Consider the following 21293-nt stretch of genomic DNA (forward strand, 5'->3'; position numbering starts at 1 on the left):
CTCGGATAGTGGTTGACGGCCTATTCCGCGGCCTGTTGCGCGCCGCGCACGCCCTGGGCGAGAGCGGCGGCCAGATCGGCGACCGCACTGACGGTCTTGGCGGTCGCGCGGTCCTCAGCATCGAGGCTGGCGCGGAGTGCGTCGACCAGGGCGGTGCCGACCACGGCGCCATCGGCATGGGCTGCGATGGCGCGGGCTGTCTCCGGTGTCCGGATGCCGAAGCCGACGCAGACGGGCAGCGCCGTATGGCGCTTGATGCGCGCCACGGCGGCGCCCACAGCCGACGAATCCGCGGCCGCCGCGCCGGTGATGCCGGTGATCGAGACGTAGTAGACGAAGCCGGAGGTGTTCGCGAGCACCGCCGGCAGCCGCTTGTCATCGGTGGTCGGCGTCGCCAGCCGGATGAAGTTGAGCCCGGCCTTCAGCGCGGGGATGCAGAGCTCGGTGTCCTCTTCCGGCGGCAGGTCGACGATGATCAGGCCGTCGACGCCGGCGGTCTTGGCATCGTCGAGAAACCTGTCGACGCCGTAGATGTAGATCGGGTTGTAGTAGCCCATCAGCACGATCGGCGTGTCGGCATCGCTGTCGCGGAAGCTGCGCACCAGCTGCAGCGTCTTCCTCAAGGTCATGCCGGCCTTGAGCGCGCGCAGGCCCGCCGCCTGGATCGACGGACCGTCGGCCATCGGATCGGTGAACGGCATGCCGATCTCGATGATGTCGGCGCCAGCCTGCGGCAGCGCCTTGACGATCGCCAGCGAGGTTTCAGGATCAGGGTCGCCTGACATCACGAAGGTGACGAACGCCGAGCGGCCTTCCTTTTTCAATTGCGCGAAACGCGCATCCATCCGGCTGGTCACGATGCCTTCGCCCTTCCTCGCAAGATGTCCCCCACCTGCGGCACGTCCTTGTCGCCGCGGCCGGACATGTTGACCACCATCAGGTGGTCTTTCGGCTTCTTCGGCGCGAGGTCCATGACCTTGGCGATCGCATGCGCCGGCTCCAGCGCCGGGATGATGCCTTCGAGCCGCGATAGCAATTGGAACGCGGCCAGCGCCTCCTCATCGGTCGCCGACAAATAGTTCACGCGGCCGACCTCGTGCAGCCAGGAATGCTCCGGTCCGATACCGGGATAGTCGAGACCGGCCGAGATCGAATGCGCCTCCTCGATCTGTCCGTCCTCATCCATCAGCAGATAGGTGCGGTTGCCGTGCAGCACGCCGGGACGGCCACCGGCGATCGATGCCGCATGCAGCTGCGTGAGGCCGTGGCCCGCGGCCTCGACGCCGTAGATCTCGACGGAGGGATCATCGAGGAACGGATGGAACAGGCCCATCGCATTGGAGCCGCCGCCGATGCAGGCGATCAGCGAATCCGGCAGGCGGCCTTCGGCCTCCTGCATCTGCGCGCGCGTCTCGCTGCCGATCACCGACTGGAAGTCGCGCACCATCATCGGATAGGGATGCGGGCCGGCGACGGTGCCGATGCAATAGAACGTGTTGTGGACGTTGGTGACCCAGTCACGCAGCGCCTCGTTCATCGCATCCTTGAGCGTCTTGGCGCCGGACTGCACCGGCACCACCTTTGCGCCGAGCATCTCCATGCGGATCACATTCGGCTGCTGCCGCTCGACGTCGACCGCGCCCATGTAGACCACGCAGTCCAATCCGAAACGCGCACACAGCGTTGCGGTGGCCACACCATGCTGGCCGGCGCCGGTCTCGGCGATGATGCGCTTCTTGCCCATCCGGCGCGCGACCATGATCTGGCCGAGCACGTTGTTGACCTTGTGCGAGCCGGTGTGATTCAGCTCCTCGCGCTTGAAGTAGATCTTGGCGCCGCCGAGATGCTCCGTCAGCCGCTCCGCGTAATACAGCGGCGAGGGCCGGCCGACGTAGTTCTTCAGGTAGCCGTTCATCTCGGCATGGAATGCCGGATCGGCCTTGGCCTCCGCATAGGCCTTTTCCAGGTCGAGGATCAGCGGCATCAGGGTTTCGGCGACGAAGCGGCCGCCGAAGATGCCGAAGTGACCGCGGTCATCAGGACCGCTGCGGTAGGAATTGGGAATGGCTGTCGTCATTGAACGCTCAACTCTTCAGCGGCCCGCGCCGCGCGAATGAAATCCCGGATCATGTCGCAATCCTTCACACCCGGCGTTCGCTCGACGCCGGATGACACGTCGACGCCGCCGGCGCGCGTGATCCGCACGGCCTCGGCGACGTTGTCGGCGCTCAGGCCGCCGGACACCATGAACGGGCGATCGAGTTTCAGGCCCTGCAGCAGACGCCAATCGAAGGTAGCCCCGAGTCCGCCGGGACGGGTCGCATCCTTCGGCGCCCGCGCGTCGAACAGGATGCGGTCGCACACATCGGCGTAGCCCGCCAGCGGCGCAAGATCGGCGTCGGTCGCGACCGGAATGGCTTTCATGATGGGCAGGCCGAAGCGCTGCTTGAGGTCGCGGATGCGCGCGATGCTTTCGCGGCCATGCAGCTGCAGGAGATCAGGCCGCAGCGTCTCGACGATATTTTCGATCATCGCGTCGTCGGCATCGACGGTCAGCGCCACCTTGAGCGCGCGCCCCCTGACGTCACGGCCCAGCTCACGCGCGGCCGTCAGGTCGACATGGCGTGGGGACGGCGGAAAGAACACGAAGCCCACCATGTCGGCGCCCGCGTCGAGCGCCGAAGCGAGGGTATCGGGCGTGGTCAGGCCGCAGATTTTGACGAGCAGGGACATCGATGAACAACGCACGTCCGGGCGGAAAGGATCACCAGAAGCCGGCGGCTTCCAAGGCCGCCGAGCTTGGGCGCCTTCTACAACGCGGCGCCCTGCTTGTCTCGCCCATAAGGGGCGAAAAGCCGCGCCGGCGCCGCCGGAACCAGAGATTGTGCCGAGCCCTGATTTTCACGCGCCGCGGCGCTCAACTGCACCACCTGCGCACGGGCCGCTTCGGCATCGGCCTGATGACGGCGCGCGGCCCGCCGCCAGCGGCGCTGGCCGATCCAGGTGGCACAACCACCTGCGATCACGCCCAGGATCGCGACGGCGATGATCAAGGCGAACAACGGGACCGATACCGCGAGCGCCGGATCGGTCGCGTTGAACGGATCAAACGATACGGTAACGAAATGCCGATTGGCGACCGCGAAGATGACGAACAGCACCAGCAGCGGAAGGACGACCACGACAGTGAAGAATTTTCGCATGCGCTCGCTCGTGTCAGTCAGGCCGGATTCGCCTCGAAATCAGCCGCCGACGACTAGCACGGCCGGCGCGAGATGCTTCAATCGTCTGAGTCGTCAGCCGCAGCGCCCGCGGGATTGTCCCGGTTCAGCCGCTCGCGCATTTCCTTGCCCGTCTTGAAGAACGGGACGCTCTTCTGGTCCACCGGGACATGCGCCCCGGTCCGCGGGTTGCGACCGGCGCGGGCCGGCCGATGCTTGACCGAGAAGGCGCCGAAGCCGCGCAGCTCGACGCGGTCACCGCGGGCGAGCGCCGCGACGATCTCGTCGAGGATCGCGTTGACGATGTTCTCGACATCCCGCTGGTAGAGATGCGGGTTGTGCTCGGCGATACGCTGAACCAGCTCGGATTTGATCATCGAGAAAATGTACCCGGGGAGACAGGTCCCATTTCCGTGAAAATATGCTGGACTGTCAAGACGCTAAATCATTCATCGCGGCCGTGAATCGGGGGGCGAGGCCGGGTACGGGGCCTCGCCATGGCACACGCGAAACGGGAAGATCGTCCCGAGGATGGTCTTGGCGAGTTCAATTGCCCGGCGCGGGCGTCCAGAGCGCGAGCATGCCGTCGAGGCCGATGCGATCGACCGCCTGGACCACGCCGGTGTGCTCGAGCTGGCGGGCGATTCCGGACAGGCCGACGGCGTCGAGCGCGATCGAGGTGGCCGTTCGCAGGAAGGTGAGGTCGCCAAACCGCGGCGTGAGCTTGTAGTCACGCACCGGAAGGTCCTTCTTGACGTTCTTGTTCGCGACGAGCCAGGCGACCGCGGTCTTCTCGTCGCCGAGCTCGTCGATCAGCTTCAGCTCGATCGCCTGCCGGCCGGTGAAGACGCGGCCGTCGGCCACCTTCTCCAACTGCTCATCATTCATGGCCCGGCGATCCTTCACCAGTCCGCGGAACCAGGCGTAGGAATCCTTGACCAGGGCGTCGAGCGCCGCACGCGCTTCCGGGCTGGTGGGCTCGTAGCCGTTGGGGGCGGCCTTCAGCGGCGAGGATTTGACCTCCTCGATCTTCACGCCGACCGTCTTCAACAGCTCGCCGACATTGGGGTACTGGAACAGCACGCCGATCGAACCGACCAGCGAACTCTGCTGCGCGACGATGTGATCGGCAGCGATCGCGCCGATATAGCCGCCGGACGCCGCGAGACCTTCAACGACGACGACCAGCGGCTTCTTCGCCTTCAGCCGGACCAGCGAATCGTAGAGCTGCTCGGAGCCGGCGGTGGTGCCGCCCGGCGAATTGATGTGGACGATGACGGCTTCGGCCGAGGAGTTTTCGAGCCGCTCCAGCGCCTCGACGCGCTCATGATCGCTACGGATCAGGCCCTCGATATTGACGCGGGCGATCGAGCCGGTGGTCGACAGCACGGTGCGGCCGCGCGGCGACATGGCGAGGCCGATGGCGGAAAGAGCCGCGACCGCGATCAGCACCGCGACCACCCGCCAGAACGTCAGCTTGCGGCGCAGCCTGCGGCGATCGACGATCACATCCGAATCAAGCGACATGGACAGCTCCTGGAAGTCTCGGCGCGTTTTGCATCCGCAGCCTGAATATCTCGTTATCCGATTACATCAATCGCGGCGCAATTTGAAGAAAGGAAGGCTCCGCCACGAAGCCGTCAAAGGGTCGACGGGCTCCGAGCAGGCCGCAGGGCTAGCGTATTCGATGATCGGAGTCTTGCTCTCATCTCTCCACGTCGTCATGGCCGGGCTTGTCCCGGCCACGACGGAGCAACTAAGTTGCAGGTTCGACCCTATCCACATATGCGATGGCGAGGGGCGGGTCGAAATGCCCTGGGGGCACAAAAAAGCCCCGGCCGAAGCCGGGGCTTTGATCTCGTCACGCGGATCGAAGGCTTACTTCGAGTCGCGGTTCTTGAGCGCGGTGCCCAGAATGTCGCCCAGCGTCGCGCCCGAATCGGACGAGCCGTACTGCGCGATGGCTTCCTTCTCTTCAGCGACTTCCAGCGCCTTGATCGACACCTGGACCTTGCGGGCCTTCTTGTCGAACTGGATCACGCGGGCATCGACCTTCTCACCGACGGCGAACCGCTCGGTGCGCTGATCGTTGCGATCGCGCGCCAGCTCGGAGCGCTTGATGAAGGTGGTGAAGTCGGTGCCGGTGATCTTGACGTCGATGCCGCCGTCCTTGACGTCGAGTACCTCGCAGGTGACGACCGCACCCTTCTTGACATCGCCCGGCTCGGCGAAGGGATCGCCTTCGAGCTGCTTGATGCCGAGCGAGATGCGCTCCTTCTCCACGTCCACGTCGAGCACCACGGCCTTGACCATGTCGCCCTTCTTGTAGTTGTCGATGACCTGCTCGCCCGGCTGCTTCCAGTCGAGGTCCGACAGATGGACCATGCCGTCGACGTCGCCTTCGAGACCCAGGAACAGGCCGAACTCGGTCTTGTTCTTGACCTCGCCCTCGACCACCGAACCCGTCGGATGCTTCTCGACGAAGACCTCCCACGGGTTGCGCATGGTCTGCTTGAGACCGAGCGAGATGCGGCGCTTGACGCTGTCGACTTCGAGCACCTGCACTTCGACTTCCTGCGAGGTCGAGACGATCTTGCCGGGGTGCATGTTCTTCTTGGTCCACGACATCTCGGAGACGTGGATCAGGCCTTCGATGCCCGGCTCGAGCTCGACGAACGCGCCGTAGTCGGTGATGTTGGTGACGCGGCCATGGAAACGGGCCTGCAGCGGGTACTTCGCCTCGATGCCCTGCCACGGATCGTCGAGCAGCTGCTTCATGCCCAGCGAGATGCGGTGCGTCTCGTGGTTGATCTTGATGATCTTGACCTTGACCGTCTGACCGATGCTCAGCACCTCGGTCGGATGGTTGACGCGGCGCCAGGCAATGTCGGTGACGTGCAGCAGGCCGTCGATGCCGCCGAGGTCGACGAACGCACCGTAATCGGTGATGTTCTTGACGACGCCGTCGATCACCTGACCCTCTTCGAGGTTCTGCACCAGCTCCTGGCGCTGCTCGGCGCGGGTCTCTTCCAGCACGGTCCGGCGCGACACGACGATGTTGCCGCGGCGACGGTCCATCTTGAGGATCTGGAACGGCTGCGAGTTGTTCATCAGCGGCGCGACGTCGCGGATCGGACGGATGTCGACCTGCGAGCGCGGCAGGAAGGCCACGGCACCGTCGAGGTCGACGGTGAAGCCGCCCTTGACCTGGTTGAAGATGACGCCGTTGACCTTTTCGTTGTTCTGGAACGCCTTCTCGAGCTTGCCCCAGCTCTCTTCGCGGCGCGCCTTGTCGCGCGACAGCACCGCTTCGCCGAGCGCGTTCTCGATGCGATCGAGGAACACTTCGACCTCGTCGCCGACTTTCAATTCACTGTCACGGCCGGGCCCGGCGAATTCGCGCAGCGCCACGCGGCCTTCGGTCTTCAGGCCGACGTCGATGACGGCCATGTCCTTCTCGATCGCAACAACCTTGCCCTTGACGACAGAGCTTTCCTGCAGGTTGCCCTTGGTGAAGGACTCATCCAGCATCGCGGCGAAATCATCGCGGCTGGGATTGTAGGAAGAAGCAGAGGTACTCGAAGCCATTTGTTCTCCAGATGCGGACATTCTCGCCAGCTTGGGTTGATCGGCGCATCGAATGGACAGTGCCTGGAGGTCCACAAATCCCCAGACGTCCGCGCTGTCAGCGCGATAAGCGCAAACGGCGCGGGCCGGCAGTGCCTGCACATGCGATACGTATGAAGTGCGTCCGGCTGATCGGACTCGATTGAACCGCAATCGAGCTATCGACGGTCAAGGGCGGGAGCGGGCTTTCCTCCAATGACGCCGGCGGAAATCAAACCCGCTGGCGGCCCGCTCGAACGGCCTCGACGATGTCGATGGCGGCCCGGACGCCGCTCTCTATATCCAAATGGGAGTTGTCAAGCAAGTAAGCATCCGGGGCTTGTTTTAAAGGCGCGACGGCCCGGTTCTGGTCACGCTCGTCGCGCGCCAGGATGTCGGCCAGAATGGCCGCCTCGTCGGCCGGTTCCCCCCGCGAAAGCGCCTCGAGCGTGCGGCGATGCGCCCGGATGCGGGGATCGGCGACGACGTAGATCTTCACCTCGGCGTCCGGGCAGATCACGGTTCCGATGTCACGGCCGTCGAGCACGGCACCGGGTGGCTGGCTTGCGAACTGACGCTGGAAGGCCACCAGCGCCTCGCGCACTTTCGGCAACGCCGAGACCACGGAGGCCGCGGACCCGACCTGGTGCGACCTCAGCGCCGGATTGTCGAAGGTCGAGGGATCCAGGCTCATGGCGACGTCCGCCGCCCGCACCTCGTCCTTGAGGTCGATGCCGGCGGTCAGCAGCGCATGGGCAACGGCCCGGTAGATCACGCCCGTATCCAGGTGCCTGAGGCCGTAATGCGCCGCGAGACGCTTGGCCATGGTGCCCTTGCCCGAGGCCGCCGGGCCGTCGATGGCGATGATCATGCGAAATCCGCGCCCGCCTTGCACATCAGCGGGATGAAATCCGGGAAGCTGGTGGCGATGAAGGCGGTGTCGTCGACGGTGACCGGCTTGTCGGACGCGAGGCCCATCACGAGGGCGGACATCGCGATGCGGTGGTCCATGTGGGTCGCGACGATGCCGCCGCCCGGCACGTGACCGCGGCCCTCGACGATCAGGTCATCGCCGCTGATCTCGACCTTGACGCCGTTGACACGCAGCATCGCCGCGGTGGCCTCCAGCCGGTCGGATTCCTTGACGCGCAGCTCATGCAGGCCGCGCATCACGGTGGTGCCCTCGGCATAGGCGGCGGCGACGGCCAAGACGAGATATTCGTCGATCATCGACGGCGCGCGCTCGGGCGGCACCACGACGCCCCTCAGCTTCGAGGCGCGCACGCGCAGCCGGGCCATGGGCTCGCCGGCATCGCCGCGGACGTCGTCCTCCTCGATCGAGGCGCCCATCTCGCGCAGGGTCGTGAACAGGCCGGTGCGCAGCGGGTTGGTCATCACGTCCGACAGCACGAGGTCCGAGCCATCGACGATCAGCGCGGCGACCAGCGGGAACGCGGCCGAGGACGGGTCGGCGGGAACGATCACGGGGGCACCACACAGCTCCGGCTGGCCGGTCAGTGCGATGCGGCGGCCATGAGACCCTTCCGGCGTGGTCACGATCTCCGCGCCGAAATGCTTCAGCATCAGCTCCGTATGGTCGCGGCTGGCCTCCTGCTCGATCACGGTGGTCACACCGGGCGCGGCGAGGCCCGCGAGCAGCACCGCCGACTTGATCTGGGCCGAAGCCACCGGCGTGCGATACTCGATCGGCACCGGGTTGCCGGCGCCCTGCAGGGTCAACGGAAGCTTGCCGCCCTCGGCGATCGACACCACCTTCGCGCCCATCAGCGCCAGCGGGTCGAGGATGCGCCGCATCGGACGGCTGCGCAGCGAGGCATCACCATCGAAAACGGCCGTGATCGGGCAACCGGCGACGGCGCCCATCACCAGCCGGCAGCCGGTGCCGGAGTTGCCGAAATCGAGCGGTGTGCTGGGCTGGGCGAAGCCGCCGACCCCCACGCCACGGACGGTCCACGCGAAGTCGCCGGTGCGCTCGACCTTGGCACCCAGGGATCGCATCGATTCGGCGGTGTTGAGGACGTCCTCGCCCTCGAGCAGGCCGGAAATCCGGGTCTCGCCGACCGACAGCGCCCCCAGGATCAGCGCCCGGTGCGAGATCGACTTGTCGCCAGGCACGCGAATCGTGCCCGAGAGGGGCCCGGAGGCGCGTGATTCCAGGGGAGTCGGGGCGGCTGACGTGCTCACGGCGGGATCCTCGTGTTTCGGACGCGGCAGGTATCACAGCCCCCGCCCTCCGTCACGAGCGGTGATTTTCCCGTTGACAGCGCTATTGACAGCGGCGCGGCAACTAGCCAAGTGAGACACCGCTTTTCAGACATTGCCAGGACGCCTGCACGTGGCCAAATCCGAGCTCGGAACCAAACGCATTTGCCCGACCACGGGCAAAAAGTTCTATGACCTCAACAAGAACCCGGTGATTTCGCCCTACACCGGCGAGGTCGTGCCGATCGCGCCCGTGGCTCCGACCCGCGCCATGCGCGGCGAGGCTGCGCGTGCCGCTGCGGCGGCCGACGTGGTTGAGCCCGCCGAGGCCGAGGAGTTGGTGTCGCTCGAGGAGGCCGATGCCGAGGAGAACTCCGGCAAGGTCAAGGCCGTCGTTCCCGAATCGGAGGACGACATCGAGATCGACGAGACCCTCGACGATGACGAGGATGATGACTCGACCTTCATCGCCGACGAGGAAGAAGGCGACGAGGACGTGACCGACATCATCGGTGATGTCGGCGGCGACGAAGAATAATCGTCGAAGACACTTGAGATCAGCCGCGAACTGTGGTTCACGGTGCTCCCCGGCGGTCACCCAGACCGCCGGTTCGGTTCAGGGGCCATAGCTCAGCTGGGAGAGCGCTTGCATGGCATGCAAGAGGTCGGCGGTTCGATCCCGCCTGGCTCCACCACGCTTCGCCCTTCAGGCTACGCGTGGCGCAGCCACGACGGAGCCTGAAGGGCGAAGCGTGGTGCCCGGCGAAGCCCCTTGGCGAAGCCGGGCTACTCGGAAGCAAACTCTCTCCGAAAATCGTGGCACCTGGCGAAGCCCGGGCTCGACGAGATGCCGCCTCTCCATGCCCGCAGGCCTGCTGATCACGCTCAGGTCCGACCTTCGAACTTAGCCAGCGTGTAACGCCTGACGCAGCTCGGCTGACAACTCCGTTTTCCAACTGCAGAATGCGCGCCTGCGATCTTTCGCGGCGAGCCCCTCACATGTGGTACGTCTACATCATCCGTAGCGTCGCCTTTCCCAAGCAGGAATACATCGGCGCGACCGCGGATATCCGGCAGCGCCTCAAGGATCACAACGCCGGCCACTCAGCGCACACATCCAAGTTCATGCCGTGGACGCTCGTCTGGTACTGCGCCTTTCCGGACAAACACCGTGCCTTGGCCTTCGAGGCCTACTTGAAATCGCATTCCGGCCGGGCCTTCGCGAAGAAGCGCCTCCTCGGTCCGGTCTGAACGGCCATCCTCACCCCTCCGCCGCCGCATCGAGCCGCTCCCGCAGCTTCACCAGCTTGCCGTGCAGATCCGTGAGCTCCGCGATCGAGCATCCCGTCGCGTCCAGGATCGCCGGCGGCACGATCGCTCTTGCCTTGTCGCGCAGGCTCGCGCCCTGGCTCGTCAGGGTGACCAGCACCTGCCGTTCGTCCTCGGCCGACCGGGTCCGCTTCACCAGATGCGTAGCCTCCATCCGCTTCAGCAGCGGCGTCAGCGTGCCGGAATCGAGGAACAGGCGGGCGCCGATGTCCTTCACCGTCAGGCCGTCCTGCTCCCACAGCACCAGCATGACCAGATATTGCGGATAGGTCAGGCCCAGGCGGTCGAGCAGCGGCTTGTAGACGCGGTTGAAGGCGTGCGCGGTCGAATAGACGGCGAAGCAGAGCTGGTTGCCGAGCTGGAGCGGCAGGTCTGCCGCGGACTTCTTTCGCATCGAGGTCACCACAGGTCGATCCCATCGGCATCTTGAGCCCGCACGCCTCGCATCGACAACGGGCCCGGCGCACCGATCACGAATTTTCTACCGAACAATTATATTGTGCACAATATAATAGTGTGCAACATGGACTCACTGAATTCGTCCAACCAGGAGACACTCCATGTCCGTGAACGTGCTCTACACGACCAGCGCCAAGGCCACCGGCGGCCGCGACGGCGAGGCGGCGACCCTCGACGGCTCGCTCAAGGTCAAGCTCTCCACCCCGAAGGAGCTCGGTGGCGGCGGCGGCGCCGGCAACAATCCCGAGCAGCTGTTCGCGGCCGGCTACGCCGCCTGCTTCATCGGCGCGATGAAGTTCGTCGGCTCGCAGGGCGGCCCGAAGGTTCCCGCCGACACGTCGGTGACCTCCACCGTCGGCATCGGGCCGCGCTCGGAAGGCGGCTTCGGCATCACCGTCGAGCTCGCCGTCTCTCTGCCCGGCCTCGCCAAGGCTGACGCCGAGGCGCTGGTCGCCAAGGCGCATGAGGTGTGCCCCTATTCCAACGCCACGCGCGGCAATGTCGACGTCAAGCTGACCGTCGTCTGAGCTTCAATTCCGTCGTGCGGCAGGACGACCTCCGTTGTCCTGCCGCATGGCAGCCCCCGTTTGCGCCACCGCCGCAGCAATGCTTAATGATCGCGAGCTGTAACCAACCTCGCGACATCCGATGACACCTCAATTTGCTCCCGGCGCCATGGCCGGACTGCGCGTGATCGATCTGACGCGCGTGCTCGGCGGGCCCTATTGCACGCAGATCCTGGCCGATCACGGCGCCGACGTGATCAAGGTCGAGCCGCCGGCCGGCGACGAAGTGCGCGACTGGGGCCCTCCGTTCCACGACGAGGACGCCGCCTATTTCGTCGGGATCAACCGCAACAAGCGCTCGATCGGCCTCGATCTCGCGTCCGAGGGCGGACGCGTCGTGCTGATGCGGATGCTCGAGACCGCCGACGTGCTGATCGAGAACTTCAAGCCCGGCACCTTGGAGAAATGGGGCATCGGCAGCGACACCCTGCGCGAGAAATTCCCGAAGCTGGTGCACTGCCGCATCTGCGGCTTCGGTGCCGACGGGCCGCGCGGCGGCAATCCCGGCTATGACGCGATCATCCAGGCGATGACCGGCATGATCGCCGCGACCGGATCGCCGCAAAGCGGGCCGATGCGGATCGGCGTGCCGCTGGTCGACATCACCACCGGCCTCTATGCCGCGATCGGCATCCTGATGGCGCTGTCGGAACGGCAGCGTTCTGGGCTCGGTCAGTTCCTCGAGGTCACGCTGTATGAGACCGGCCTCGCGATCATGCATCCGCATACCGCAAACTACTTCATGCATGGCAAGCCGCCGTCGCTGACCGGCAACGAGCATCCGAACCTCGTGCCCTATGCGATCTTCCCGACCAGGACCGACGATATCTTCATCGGCGTCGGCAATGACGGCACCTTCCGCAAGCTCGCCAAGGAAATCGGCCGGCCGGAACTCGGCACCGATCCGCGCTTCGCGCGCAACAAGGATCGCGTCGCCAATCGCGAGGCGCTGCGCGCCGAGCTCGCCGCCGTGTTCAGCCAATTCGAGGCGGAGCCGCTGTGCGACCGGCTGCTCGCAGCCGGCCTGCCGGCGGGACCCGTGCAGAAGATCGACCAGGCGTTGACCAATCCGCACACGATCCACCGCGGCGATGTCATCGAGAAGGACTGGTACAAGGGCGTCGCCTCGCCGATCCGGCTCGAACGCACCAAGCCGAGCCTGCGCTCCACCCCGCCGAAGTTCAGCCAGCATGCCCAGGAGGTGCTCAGCGAGTTCGGCTACTCGGAGCCCGAGATCCAGGCCCTGCTCTCCGAGGGCACGGTCTGCGCCGAGCGCAAGCGCTGAGGAGCCATCAGCCTGTCGTCTCCCAACGCTAGCGCCGCCCGGGCATCACCCCGGCGCCGCTACCGTCTCCCGCAAGTCGCTGCGTTCCGCGGCGATGAACGCGCTTTCCGCTGACGATCCAACCGGTTATACATTCACAAAACTGTCATCTCGCGCTGCTACGGCCGCGACGCCGATGACGTTCCATGGGAGGAATTTTTTTAATGTCACTTCGACAATTCTGGACAGCCGCCGCTGCGGCAGCCACGCTGGTCCTTGGCGCCGCCGCACCCGCACACGCGGTGACGGAGATTCAGTGGTGGCACGCGATGACCGGCGCCAACAACGACGTCATCGTCAAGCTCGCCAATGATTTCAACGCCTCGCAGACCGACTACAAGGTCGTTCCGACCTACAAGGGCAACTACGCCGACACGATGAATGCCGGCATCGCCGCGTTCCGCGCCGGCAATGCGCCGCATATCATGCAGGTGTTCGAGGTCGGCACTGCCACGATGATGGCCGCCACCGGCGCCGTGAAGCCGGTCTACAAGCTGATGCAGGACGCCGGCGAGAAGTTCGATCCCAAGAGCTACCTGCCGGCCATCACCGGCTACTATTCGACCTCGAAGGGCGAAATGCTGTCCTTCCCCTTCAACTCGTCCTCCACCGTCATGTGGGTCAATCTCGATGAGCTGAAGAAGGTCAACGCCGAGATCCCGAAGACCTGGCCCGAGCTGTTCGAGACCGCCAAGAAGCTCCACGCGGCCGGCCACCCGACCTGCGGCTTCTCCGGCTCGTGGGTAACCTGGGTCAATCTCGAGCAGCTCTCCGCCTGGCACAACGTGCCGCTCGCCAGCAAGGCCAACGGCCTCGACGGCTTCGACACCGTGCTCGAGTTCAACGGTCCGCTGCAGGTCAAGCATCTCGAAAACCTGGTCGAGCTGCAGAAGGACAAGACCTATGACTACGCCGGCCGCACCAACACCGGCGAGGGCCGCTTCACCTCGGGCGAATGCCCGATCTACCTGACCTCGTCGGCGTTCTTCGGCAACGTCAAGGCGCAGGCGAAGTTCGCCTTCACCGCCGCGCCGATGCCGTATTACCCCGACGTGAAGGGCGCGCCGCAGAACTCGATCATCGGCGGCGCTTCGCTCTGGGTCATGGGCGGCAAGTCGGCCGATGAGTACAAGGGCGTCGCCAAGTTCCTGACCTTCCTCTCGGACACCGACCGCCAAGTCTACATCCACAAGGCGTCGGGCTATCTGCCGATCACCAAGGCCGCCTATGCCAAGGCCAAGGCCGAGGGCTTCTACAAGGATCAGCCCTATCTGGAGACCCCGCTGCTCGAGTTGACCAACAAGGAGCCGACCGAGAACTCCCGCGGCCTGCGCCTGGGCAACATGGTGCAGCTGCGTGACGTCTGGTCGGAGGAGATCGAGCAGGCTCTGGCCGGCAAGAAGACCGCCAAGCAGGCGCTGGACGCCGCCGTCGAGCGCGGCAACCAGATGCTGCGCCAGTTCGAAAAGACGGCCGTGAAATAAGGCCAAGAGCCGGCAGGCCACCCGCGGCCTGCCGGCTCGCCGACCGATCATGCAGAAGAACGCCATCTTCCAGTCAAAGCTGCTGCCGTTCGTGCTGGTCGCTCCCCAGCTCGCGATCGTGCTGATCTTCTTCTATTGGCCCGCCATCCAGGCCGTCATCCAGTCGTTCCTGCTGCAGGACGCGTTCGGCCTGTCCACGAGCTTCGTCTGGTTCGAGAACTACGCCGACCTGCTCAGCCAGCCGGACTATTTTGAAGCCATTCTCCGCACCTTCGGCTTCTCCTTCGCCATCGCATTCTCGTCGCTGTCGGTCGCGCTGCTGCTCGCGGTCATGGCGGACAAGCCGCTGCGCGGCGTGACGCTGTACCGGACGCTGCTGATCTGGCCCTATGCCGTGGCGCCGCCGGTGGTGGGCGTGCTCTGGATCTTCATGCTGCACCCCTCGCTCGGCGTGATCTCGCGCTATCTGCGCGCCATGGGCATCGACTGGAATCCGCTGCTCGACGGCGACCAGGCGGCACTGCAGATCATCCTCGCGGCCGCCTGGAAGCAGATCTCCTACAACTTCCTGTTCTTCCTCGCCGGGCTGCAGAGCATCCCCAAGAGCGTGCTCGAAGCCGCCGCGATCGATGGCGCACGGCCGATGCGGCGGTTCTGGACCGTGACCTTCCCGCTGCTGTCGCCGACCATCTTCTTCCTGCTGGTGATCAACATCGTCTACGCCTTCTTCGAGACGTTCGGCATCATCGACACGATGACCCGCGGCGGTCCTGGCAAGTCCACCGAGACGCTGGTCTACAAGGTCTACACCGATGGCCTGCTCGGCGGCAATCTCGGCTCCTCGGCTGCACAATCCGTCGTTCTGATGGTCATCGTCATCGTGCTGACGGCGATCCAGTTCCGCTTCGTCGAGCGCAAGGTGACCTACTGATGGTCGAGCAAGAAGGCATTCGACGCTACGTCGCGCATGTCATCCTGTGGATCGGAATCGCGATCGTCGCGTTCCCGGTCTATCTCGCATTCGTCGCCTCGACGCAGGACAATGCGGTGATCGCCAACGGGCAGATGTCGCTGCTGCCGGGCGGGCACTTCCTGTCGACCTACTATCAGACGATCTTCGTCGGCACGAGCGGCTCGACCCGCGAGCCGGTTGCGACCATGCTTTTGAACTCGCTGGTCATGGCGCTCTCGATCGCCGTCGGCAAGATCGCGATCTCGATCATCTCGGCGTATGCGGTCGTCTACTTCCGCTTCCCGTTCCGCATGCCGATCTTCTGGCTCATCTTCATCACCCTGATGCTGCCGGTCGAGGTGCGCATCTATCCGACCTACAAGATCGTCGCCGACCTCCATATGCTCGACAGTTATGCGGGGCTCGCGCTGCCGCTGATCGCGTCCGCCACTGCGACGCTGCTGTTCCGCCAGTTCTTCATGACCGTGCCGGACGAGCTGCTGGAGGCGTCCCGCATCGACGGCGCCGGGCCGTTCCGCTTCTTCTGGGACACCCTGCTGCCGCTGTCGCGCACCAACATGGCGGCGCTATTCGTGATCCTGTTCATCCTCGGCTGGAATCAATATCTCTGGCCGCTGCTGATCACGACGCGCGACGACATGCAGACCATCCAGATCGGCATCCGCAAGATGATCACGACGACCGACGCGCTGACGGAGTGGCCGATCGTCATGGCGACCGCAGTGCTCGCGATGCTGCCGCCGGTGTTCGTCGTCGTCGTCATGCAGCGCCTGTTCGTCAAGGGGCTGGTGGAGACGGAAAAGTGAGGACAGCGAATAGGGAGTGGCGAATAGCGAATAGAGACATCCGGGTATCAGAAGCCGTTCGCCTTCCCCTCCTCGCCACACCCCATTCACCATTCGCCTGCCACCGCCCGCTGCTCAACCTCTACCGGTAATCATTCCATGGCCAACGTCACCCTCCGCAACGTCCGCAAGGTCTACCAGGGCGGTTTCGAAGCCATCAAAGGCGTCGATATCGATGTCGGCGACGGTCAGTTCTGCGTGCTGGTCGGCCCGTCGGGCTGCGGCAAATCCACCCTGCTGCGGATGGTCGCGGGGCTCGAGACGATCACCTCGGGCGAGATCGACATCGGCGGCCGCATCGTCAATGCGATCGAGCCGGCCGATCGCGACATCGCGATGGTGTTCCAGAATTACGCGCTCTACCCGCATATGACCGTCTACAACAACATGGCCTACGGCCTGCGCAATCGCGGCATGGCCGAGAAGGAGATCAGGACGCGCGTCGAGGACGCCGCTCGCATCCTCGAGCTCGGCACCATGCTCGAGCGGAAGCCGCGCCAGCTCTCCGGCGGCCAGCGCCAGCGCGTCGCGATGGGCCGCGCCATCGTGCGCCAGCCCAAGGTGTTCCTGTTCGACGAGCCGCTCTCCAACCTGGACGCCAAGCTGCGCATCGCGATGCGGGTCGAGATCCGCAAGCTGCAGCGCCGGCTCAACACCACCGCGATCTACGTCACCCACGACCAGCTCGAGGCGATGACGCTCGCCGACATCCTGGTGGTGATGAACGGCGGCAAGGTCGAGCAGATCGGCAATCCGCTCGAGATCTATCAGAAGCCCGCCACCACCTTCGTCGCATCCTTCATCGGCGCGCCGCCGATGAACCTGATGCCGGTCGATGGCCTCCGTCCCCAGTTGCACGGTGCCGACGCGGTTCCCGCCGATGCCGGCCAGCTCGGCATCCGCCCTGAAGATTTCGAGCTCGGCGACACCGTTCCGGCGGGCGGGGTCGGGCTCGACCTCCGCGTCGAAGCGATCGAGCACGTCGGCGCCGAAACCTATGTCTACGGCGCGCGCCAGGACGCCGGCAGCGACGACCGGCTCTCCGCCACCGCCAACGACATCATCGTGCGGCTGCCGGGCACGGCCGCGCCGGAGATCGGCGCGCGGATTCGCGCCGTGGCGCCGCGGGCCAAGCTGCACCTGTTCTCGGCCGACGGCCGGCAGCGGCTATCGGCTTAAGCCCTTCCACAGGCTGACCGTTCCGGCGCATTCGGGGTGCTTGAACGCACCCCGGATCGTGCCCATATTGCTGCTCAAGGGGTGCCGACAGGGCCCTGATACATCAAAGTCGCTTCGAGAGGACTTTGTAAACCATGTCTCGTGTTCCTTCGCTCTCCAGTCCGTTTCTGCTGGGCTTCGACGAGATCGAGCGCGTGCTCGACCGCGTCGTCAAAGGTGCCGACGGGTATCCGCCGTACAATATCGAGCGGTTCGAACGCACCAATGGCCAGCCCGAGCGTCTGCGGATCACGCTGGCGGTGGCGGGTTTCACCCGCGACCAACTCGATGTCACCATTGAGGAAAACCAGCTGGTCATCCGCGGCCGGCAGCAGGACGACAAGACCAGGCAATACATTCATCGCGGCATTGCCGCGCGCCACTTCCAGCGCACCTTCGTGCTGGCGGAGGGAATGCATGTGCTCGGTGCGGACCTGAAGAACGGGTTGTTGTCGGTCGATCTGGCCAGGCCGGAGCCTGAGCGGATCGTTAAGACAATAGCGATCAATGAACACGAATAATGGTTTGATGGAACGAGTAGCGGACTCGACCGCTTGAGTCTCAGAAGGAGTCGAGACCATGACTGAAGGTAATGTTGCGTCGGAATCCCCCGTCTCCCTGGAGTCGCTGGCTACCTTGGGCGAGGGCCACATTGCTTATGTGAAGCAGATCCGCTCCGAGGACGTACCGGGACTGTTTCCGCAGGCACCGCACATCGCGCCGGGACTGAAGCTGTTCGCCTTGCATGCCGCTGACGGCACGCCGATCATGCTCACCGACAGCCGCGAAGCCGCGATTGCGAATGCTTGGAGCCACGAACTCCAGGCCGTGAGCGTGCACTGACGCAAAGGCCGCGCCGCAGCGCCTGCGGCAACCGCGTCTCGTGAGACTTGATGCTCACGAGATCCATGTGGCTCACGCACTGACACGAGGGCGGTCCCCGGAAACGGGGGCGGCCCTTTTTTCTGCCCGGAGCGAGCGCCGCACATGACGTTGCCGACAACACCCCTGAGCGCCGCAGAGCTGAGCGCAGATCGTGCGCTCGCGGACGCACTGCTCGCGCTCAACAATGCGCATGCCTCGGAGCTGTCCTGGCTCTCGCCCGATGCGCTGGAGCAGCTGGCCGATCGAGCCTGGCGCGCCCGGCGCGTTGGTTGGGCCGACGCGCTGGTGATCGCGCTGGATCACGCCGCCGCCTATGACAATCCGAATCACCGCTGGTTCCGGGCGCGCTACGATCGGTTCGTCTATGTCGACCGCATCGTGGTGGCGCCGGCCGCCCGCGGCCGGGGCCTGGCGCGGCAGCTCTATGAGGAGCTGATTCGGGAGGCGACCGCGGCGGGCCACGACCACATCGTCTGCGAGGTCAATCTGGATCCGCCCAATCCGCAGTCGGACGCGTTTCATGCTGCGCTCGGCTTCGCGCCGTTGGCGACGGCCGGCATCCATGGCGGCGCCAAGATGGTGCGCTACATGGCGAGATCGTTGCGATAGCCGGCGTCAGACGACGCGGCTGCTGAAAGCGCCTTTGAGAAATTTGTTTCCATCGATGTCTGGAACGGTCGATTTGACAACCAGATACAATCCAACCGGGTTTAAGGCGAAGGTGTCCAATCCTTAAGTTGTCCCCGTTGCGGCACGCGCTAGTCCGATGTGTGACGAGCATGTGTAGGGATGGCAAATGCATGGATCACGGCTTGATGCAGGCGGCGTCTATCGAGAGCTTGCACGCGGGACCCTCCCCAACCGGCACGTCTTTGTGGACAGTCCTCCGCCGGGACCGAGCCCTTACTACGTCATCTGCAACAGCGTGCCGAAAGCAGGAACGTACCTGCTGGTCGAACTCGTCAGAGCGCTGGGTGGTCACGTCGATGTCGGCTATCACACCTACACGTCATCGATCAGCAGGCTGAATCCCGACGGCTCGCTCGACTACGGACGCGCGCTCCCGGCGCCGCTCTGGGCGTCGGCCCTGAGCTCCGGCTACTCCTGCGCCTCGCACACCGAGTACTGTCCGTATCTCGAGCAATATCTGCTGGGCAGACCGGACCACAAGATGCTGTTCATCGTCCGCGACCCCCGCGACATCGTCGTGAGCTGGGTCGACTTCGTCTACCATTCGGCGGCCTACCCGAAGATGCGGAAGTGGAACGCCTATCTGCGGGCGGCCGGATCGGCTGCTCACCCCGACGACGCCTCCCGAATCACGTCGACCCTCCTCTCTTTGCCCCGGTCCGGCATCAAGAACTTCATGAGCTGGCTGGACTCGCCGGCCTGCCTGACCGTGAGGTTCGAAGAGCTCTATGCAGAGCTCGCGGCCGACGATGTGGCGCGGTCGTCGTTTCCCGTCCTTCACGGCATCTGTGACTACCTGGGGCTGCCGCGGAAGACGGCCGCGGAGCTCGATGTGCTCGGCCGCGGTCTGACGTCGTCGGGACGGGGCCGGAAGGTCGGCATCTACAAGGAGCGAATGATGCCGCATCATTTCGACCTGCTCCGCAGCGAGGCCTTCCAGGAGCTCGTCGTCGAGTTCGGCTACGAGCCGACGCCGTTGCACCCACCCGCGCGGACGAGCGGGTTCAGTGCGGCGCGGAAGCTCGCCAGCAGGCTTTCCCGGTCCTTGCAGGGCGGCGGCGCGATACGACGTCAGGCCGCGGAGGCGGGCGGCAGCGCCAGCACCGAATAGATCGCCTGGGCGTCGCGCGAGGCACGGAGCTTCTTGGCGACATCCTGGTCGCGGAGCAGCCGGGCGATCCGCGCCAAGGCCTTCAGATGGTCGGCACCGGCGCCTTCCGGCGCCAGCAGCAGGAACACCAGATCGACCGGCTGGCCGTCCATGGCCTCGAAATCGATCGGCCGCTCCAGCCGGGCGAACAGGCCGAACAGCTTCTCCAGCTTCGGCAGCTTGCCGTGGGGAATCGCCACGCCATACCCGACGGCCGTGGTTCCGAGCTTCTCCCGCTGCAGCAGCACTTCGAAGATGTTGCGCTCGTTCTGCCCGGTCAGCGCAGCCGCGCGGGCGGCAAGCTCCTGCAGCGCCTGCTTCTTACTGATGACCTTCAAAGCCGGCACGATCGCCTCGGGTGCGACCAGATCGGTAATCGGCATAGGGCGTTCCGAGGTGATTGAACCGTCAGGGTGCGAAATAGGTCGGGACAGACCGGCGTCAAGAAGCTGAGGCGGCAGGCGGGCTTAACCCGTGTCCGATGGGTGGGGCTTCTACCCCAACGCAACGGCCGTGCCAACACCCGCAAGCGTGTTCCCGCAGCCTATCCTTAAAGATCGCCGGAGCGTGGCGGCCTGAAGGCGCCAGCGCCCCAACCGCTTGGTCGCATCCCTTCATTGCCGTGGCGTGACGTCGCAACCCGTCCGCCAACCGCCTGATCGGGAACCGGTTTTCGCGCCGCCAGGAGATCCCTGGAACGCATCCGCGCGACTACGGTGTCACCGCCGGCGGATCGACCCAGCCGATATTGCCGTCGGCGCGGCGGTAGATGATGTTCACCCGGCCGCTGGAGCCGTGCTGAAACACCATGCAGGGCGCCCCCGAAAGATCGAGCTCCATGACCGCTTCCGACACCGACAGCCGCTTCAGCGCCGTGGTGTTCTCGGCAATGATCACCGGACTGTAGCCAGTGATCTCCTCGTCGCCCTCGGCCGGCGCCTCGATCACATAGCTCGGCGCATCCAGCACCGCGCCGTCGAGATTGGCGAGCGCCGCATTGGCCGCATGGGATTTGCGCCCCGAACGGTCCTTCAGCCGGCTCTTGTAGCGGCGCAGGCGCTTCTCGATCATCAGGAGCGCCTGGTCGGCGCTGGCATAGGCGTCCGGCGCATTCGATTCGGCCTCGAGCGTGATGCCGGAATCGAGGTGCAGGGCGCAATCGGTCTTGAACCCGAAACCGTCCTTGGAGAGCGTGACATGGCCGGAATAGTTGCCGTCGAAGTATTTTCGCAAGACTTCGTCGGTGCGCTCGCTGACGCGCCCACGCAGCGCTTCGCTGACGCTGATGCTCTTTCCGGAAATCCGCAGGGTCATGTGTCG

At 65.1% G+C, this 21293-nt stretch carries 24 protein-coding genes and 1 tRNA gene; 13 read left to right on the top strand and 12 right to left on the bottom strand.

The window, feature by feature from the left end:
* Positions 1-20: 20 nt before the first annotated feature.
* The 9 genes from trpA to aroA form a co-directional block, all read right to left on the bottom strand.
* Complete coding sequence (trpA, locus tag ACQR1F_RS13225) at positions 21-857, bottom strand: tryptophan synthase subunit alpha (protein ID WP_434913194.1); 837 nt, start codon at positions 855-857, stop codon at positions 21-23.
* The gene (gene trpB / locus ACQR1F_RS13230; protein ID WP_434913196.1) at positions 854-2077 is read right to left on the bottom strand and encodes a tryptophan synthase subunit beta; all 1224 of its coding nucleotides are present in this window, start codon (positions 2075-2077) and stop codon (positions 854-856) included. Before trpB ends, trpA begins: the two co-directional genes overlap by 4 nt.
* The gene (locus tag ACQR1F_RS13235; RefSeq protein ID WP_434888194.1) at positions 2074-2733 is read right to left on the bottom strand and encodes a phosphoribosylanthranilate isomerase; all 660 of its coding nucleotides are present in this window, start codon (positions 2731-2733) and stop codon (positions 2074-2076) included. The genes trpB and ACQR1F_RS13235 overlap by 4 nt, the downstream gene beginning before the upstream one ends.
* Before the next feature lie 77 nt (positions 2734-2810).
* Entirely contained in the window at positions 2811-3203 is a 393-nt protein-coding gene (locus tag ACQR1F_RS13240; protein ID WP_434913198.1) for a lipopolysaccharide assembly protein LapA domain-containing protein, read from the bottom strand.
* A gap of 77 nt (positions 3204-3280) precedes the next feature.
* Positions 3281-3598, bottom strand: coding sequence for an integration host factor subunit beta (locus ACQR1F_RS13245; protein ID WP_315803967.1), 318 nt, complete (start codon positions 3596-3598; stop codon positions 3281-3283).
* 169 nt (positions 3599-3767) lie between these two features.
* Positions 3768-4748 carry a signal peptide peptidase SppA gene (gene sppA / locus ACQR1F_RS13250; protein WP_315803968.1) on the bottom strand — a complete coding sequence of 327 codons (981 nt, stop codon included), beginning with the start codon at positions 4746-4748 and terminating at the stop codon, positions 3768-3770.
* A 351-nt stretch (positions 4749-5099) separates the two neighbouring features.
* A complete protein-coding gene (gene rpsA, locus ACQR1F_RS13255; RefSeq protein ID WP_315741235.1) occupies positions 5100-6809 on the bottom strand; it encodes a 30S ribosomal protein S1 in 1710 nt (569 codons plus the stop codon).
* A 250-nt stretch (positions 6810-7059) separates the two neighbouring features.
* Complete coding sequence (gene cmk, locus ACQR1F_RS13260; RefSeq protein WP_316239368.1) at positions 7060-7698, bottom strand: (d)CMP kinase; 639 nt, start codon at positions 7696-7698, stop codon at positions 7060-7062.
* The gene (aroA, locus tag ACQR1F_RS13265; protein WP_316178984.1) at positions 7695-9032 is read right to left on the bottom strand and encodes a 3-phosphoshikimate 1-carboxyvinyltransferase; all 1338 of its coding nucleotides are present in this window, start codon (positions 9030-9032) and stop codon (positions 7695-7697) included. Before aroA ends, cmk begins: the two co-directional genes overlap by 4 nt.
* 151 nt (positions 9033-9183) lie before the next feature.
* Here aroA and ACQR1F_RS13270 point away from each other — a divergent pair, with 151 nt between their 5' ends.
* The 3 genes from ACQR1F_RS13270 (at position 9184) to ACQR1F_RS13280 (ending at position 10301) form a co-directional block, all read left to right on the top strand.
* Positions 9184-9588, top strand: coding sequence for a TIGR02300 family protein (locus tag ACQR1F_RS13270; RefSeq protein WP_315805660.1), 405 nt, complete (start codon positions 9184-9186; stop codon positions 9586-9588).
* A gap of 81 nt (positions 9589-9669) precedes the next feature.
* Positions 9670-9745: transfer RNA gene (locus tag ACQR1F_RS13275), tRNA-Ala, on the top strand.
* A 304-nt stretch (positions 9746-10049) separates the two neighbouring features.
* Complete coding sequence (locus ACQR1F_RS13280; protein ID WP_434882286.1) at positions 10050-10301, top strand: GIY-YIG nuclease family protein; 252 nt, start codon at positions 10050-10052, stop codon at positions 10299-10301.
* A gap of 10 nt (positions 10302-10311) precedes the next feature.
* On the opposite strand, the gene ACQR1F_RS13285 is transcribed toward ACQR1F_RS13280, so the two are convergent.
* Positions 10312-10773, bottom strand: coding sequence for a MarR family winged helix-turn-helix transcriptional regulator (locus ACQR1F_RS13285; protein WP_315805658.1), 462 nt, complete (start codon positions 10771-10773; stop codon positions 10312-10314).
* A 166-nt stretch (positions 10774-10939) separates the two neighbouring features.
* On the opposite strand from ACQR1F_RS13285, the gene ACQR1F_RS13290 reads away from it, so the two are divergent.
* From ACQR1F_RS13290 to ACQR1F_RS13335, 10 genes are all read left to right on the top strand, one after another.
* Complete coding sequence (locus tag ACQR1F_RS13290; RefSeq protein WP_316178980.1) at positions 10940-11365, top strand: organic hydroperoxide resistance protein; 426 nt, start codon at positions 10940-10942, stop codon at positions 11363-11365.
* A 121-nt stretch (positions 11366-11486) separates the two neighbouring features.
* Positions 11487-12689, top strand: coding sequence for a CaiB/BaiF CoA transferase family protein (locus tag ACQR1F_RS13295; RefSeq protein WP_316178978.1), 1203 nt, complete (start codon positions 11487-11489; stop codon positions 12687-12689).
* Positions 12690-12892: 203 nt separating this feature from the next.
* Positions 12893-14212 carry a sn-glycerol-3-phosphate ABC transporter substrate-binding protein UgpB gene (ugpB, locus tag ACQR1F_RS13300; protein ID WP_316178976.1) on the top strand — a complete coding sequence of 440 codons (1320 nt, stop codon included), beginning with the start codon at positions 12893-12895 and terminating at the stop codon, positions 14210-14212.
* A 49-nt stretch (positions 14213-14261) separates the two neighbouring features.
* Positions 14262-15143, top strand: a complete 882-nt coding sequence (gene ugpA / locus ACQR1F_RS13305; protein WP_315805654.1) for a sn-glycerol-3-phosphate ABC transporter permease UgpA — start codon at positions 14262-14264, stop codon at positions 15141-15143.
* The gene (gene ugpE, locus ACQR1F_RS13310; RefSeq protein WP_315805653.1) at positions 15143-15991 is read left to right on the top strand and encodes a sn-glycerol-3-phosphate ABC transporter permease UgpE; all 849 of its coding nucleotides are present in this window, start codon (positions 15143-15145) and stop codon (positions 15989-15991) included. The genes ugpA and ugpE overlap by 1 nt, the downstream gene beginning before the upstream one ends.
* Before the next feature lie 138 nt (positions 15992-16129).
* Positions 16130-17209 carry a sn-glycerol-3-phosphate import ATP-binding protein UgpC gene (locus ACQR1F_RS13315; protein ID WP_315805652.1) on the top strand — a complete coding sequence of 360 codons (1080 nt, stop codon included), beginning with the start codon at positions 16130-16132 and terminating at the stop codon, positions 17207-17209.
* Between the two features lie 134 nt (positions 17210-17343).
* Positions 17344-17769 carry an Hsp20 family protein gene (locus ACQR1F_RS13320; protein ID WP_006613108.1) on the top strand — a complete coding sequence of 142 codons (426 nt, stop codon included), beginning with the start codon at positions 17344-17346 and terminating at the stop codon, positions 17767-17769.
* Between the two features lie 58 nt (positions 17770-17827).
* Positions 17828-18091 (top strand): DUF1150 family protein, encoded by a 264-nt coding sequence (locus ACQR1F_RS13325; protein WP_009026315.1) that lies wholly within the window; start codon positions 17828-17830, stop codon positions 18089-18091.
* Positions 18092-18235: 144 nt separating this feature from the next.
* Positions 18236-18742, top strand: a complete 507-nt coding sequence (locus ACQR1F_RS13330) for a GNAT family N-acetyltransferase (protein WP_434913199.1) — start codon at positions 18236-18238, stop codon at positions 18740-18742.
* Between the two features lie 187 nt (positions 18743-18929).
* Positions 18930-19934: a sulfotransferase domain-containing protein gene (locus ACQR1F_RS13335; protein WP_434848399.1), complete on the top strand. Its 1005-nt coding sequence runs from the start codon at positions 18930-18932 to the stop codon at positions 19932-19934.
* On the opposite strand, the gene ptsN is transcribed toward ACQR1F_RS13335, so the two are convergent.
* Both ptsN and hpf read right to left on the bottom strand, forming a co-directional pair.
* Positions 19895-20356: a PTS IIA-like nitrogen regulatory protein PtsN gene (gene ptsN / locus ACQR1F_RS13340; protein WP_315805649.1), complete on the bottom strand. Its 462-nt coding sequence runs from the start codon at positions 20354-20356 to the stop codon at positions 19895-19897. The two genes, ACQR1F_RS13335 and ptsN, sit on opposite strands and share 40 nt — an antisense overlap.
* 328 nt (positions 20357-20684) lie before the next feature.
* Entirely contained in the window at positions 20685-21287 is a 603-nt protein-coding gene (gene hpf, locus ACQR1F_RS13345) for a ribosome hibernation-promoting factor, HPF/YfiA family (RefSeq protein ID WP_316178971.1), read from the bottom strand.
* Between the last annotated feature and the right edge of the window lie 6 nt (positions 21288-21293).

The sequence above is a fragment of the Bradyrhizobium sp. HKCCYLS3013 genome, from assembly GCF_051167615.1.
Lineage (GTDB): Bacteria > Pseudomonadota > Alphaproteobacteria > Rhizobiales > Xanthobacteraceae > Bradyrhizobium.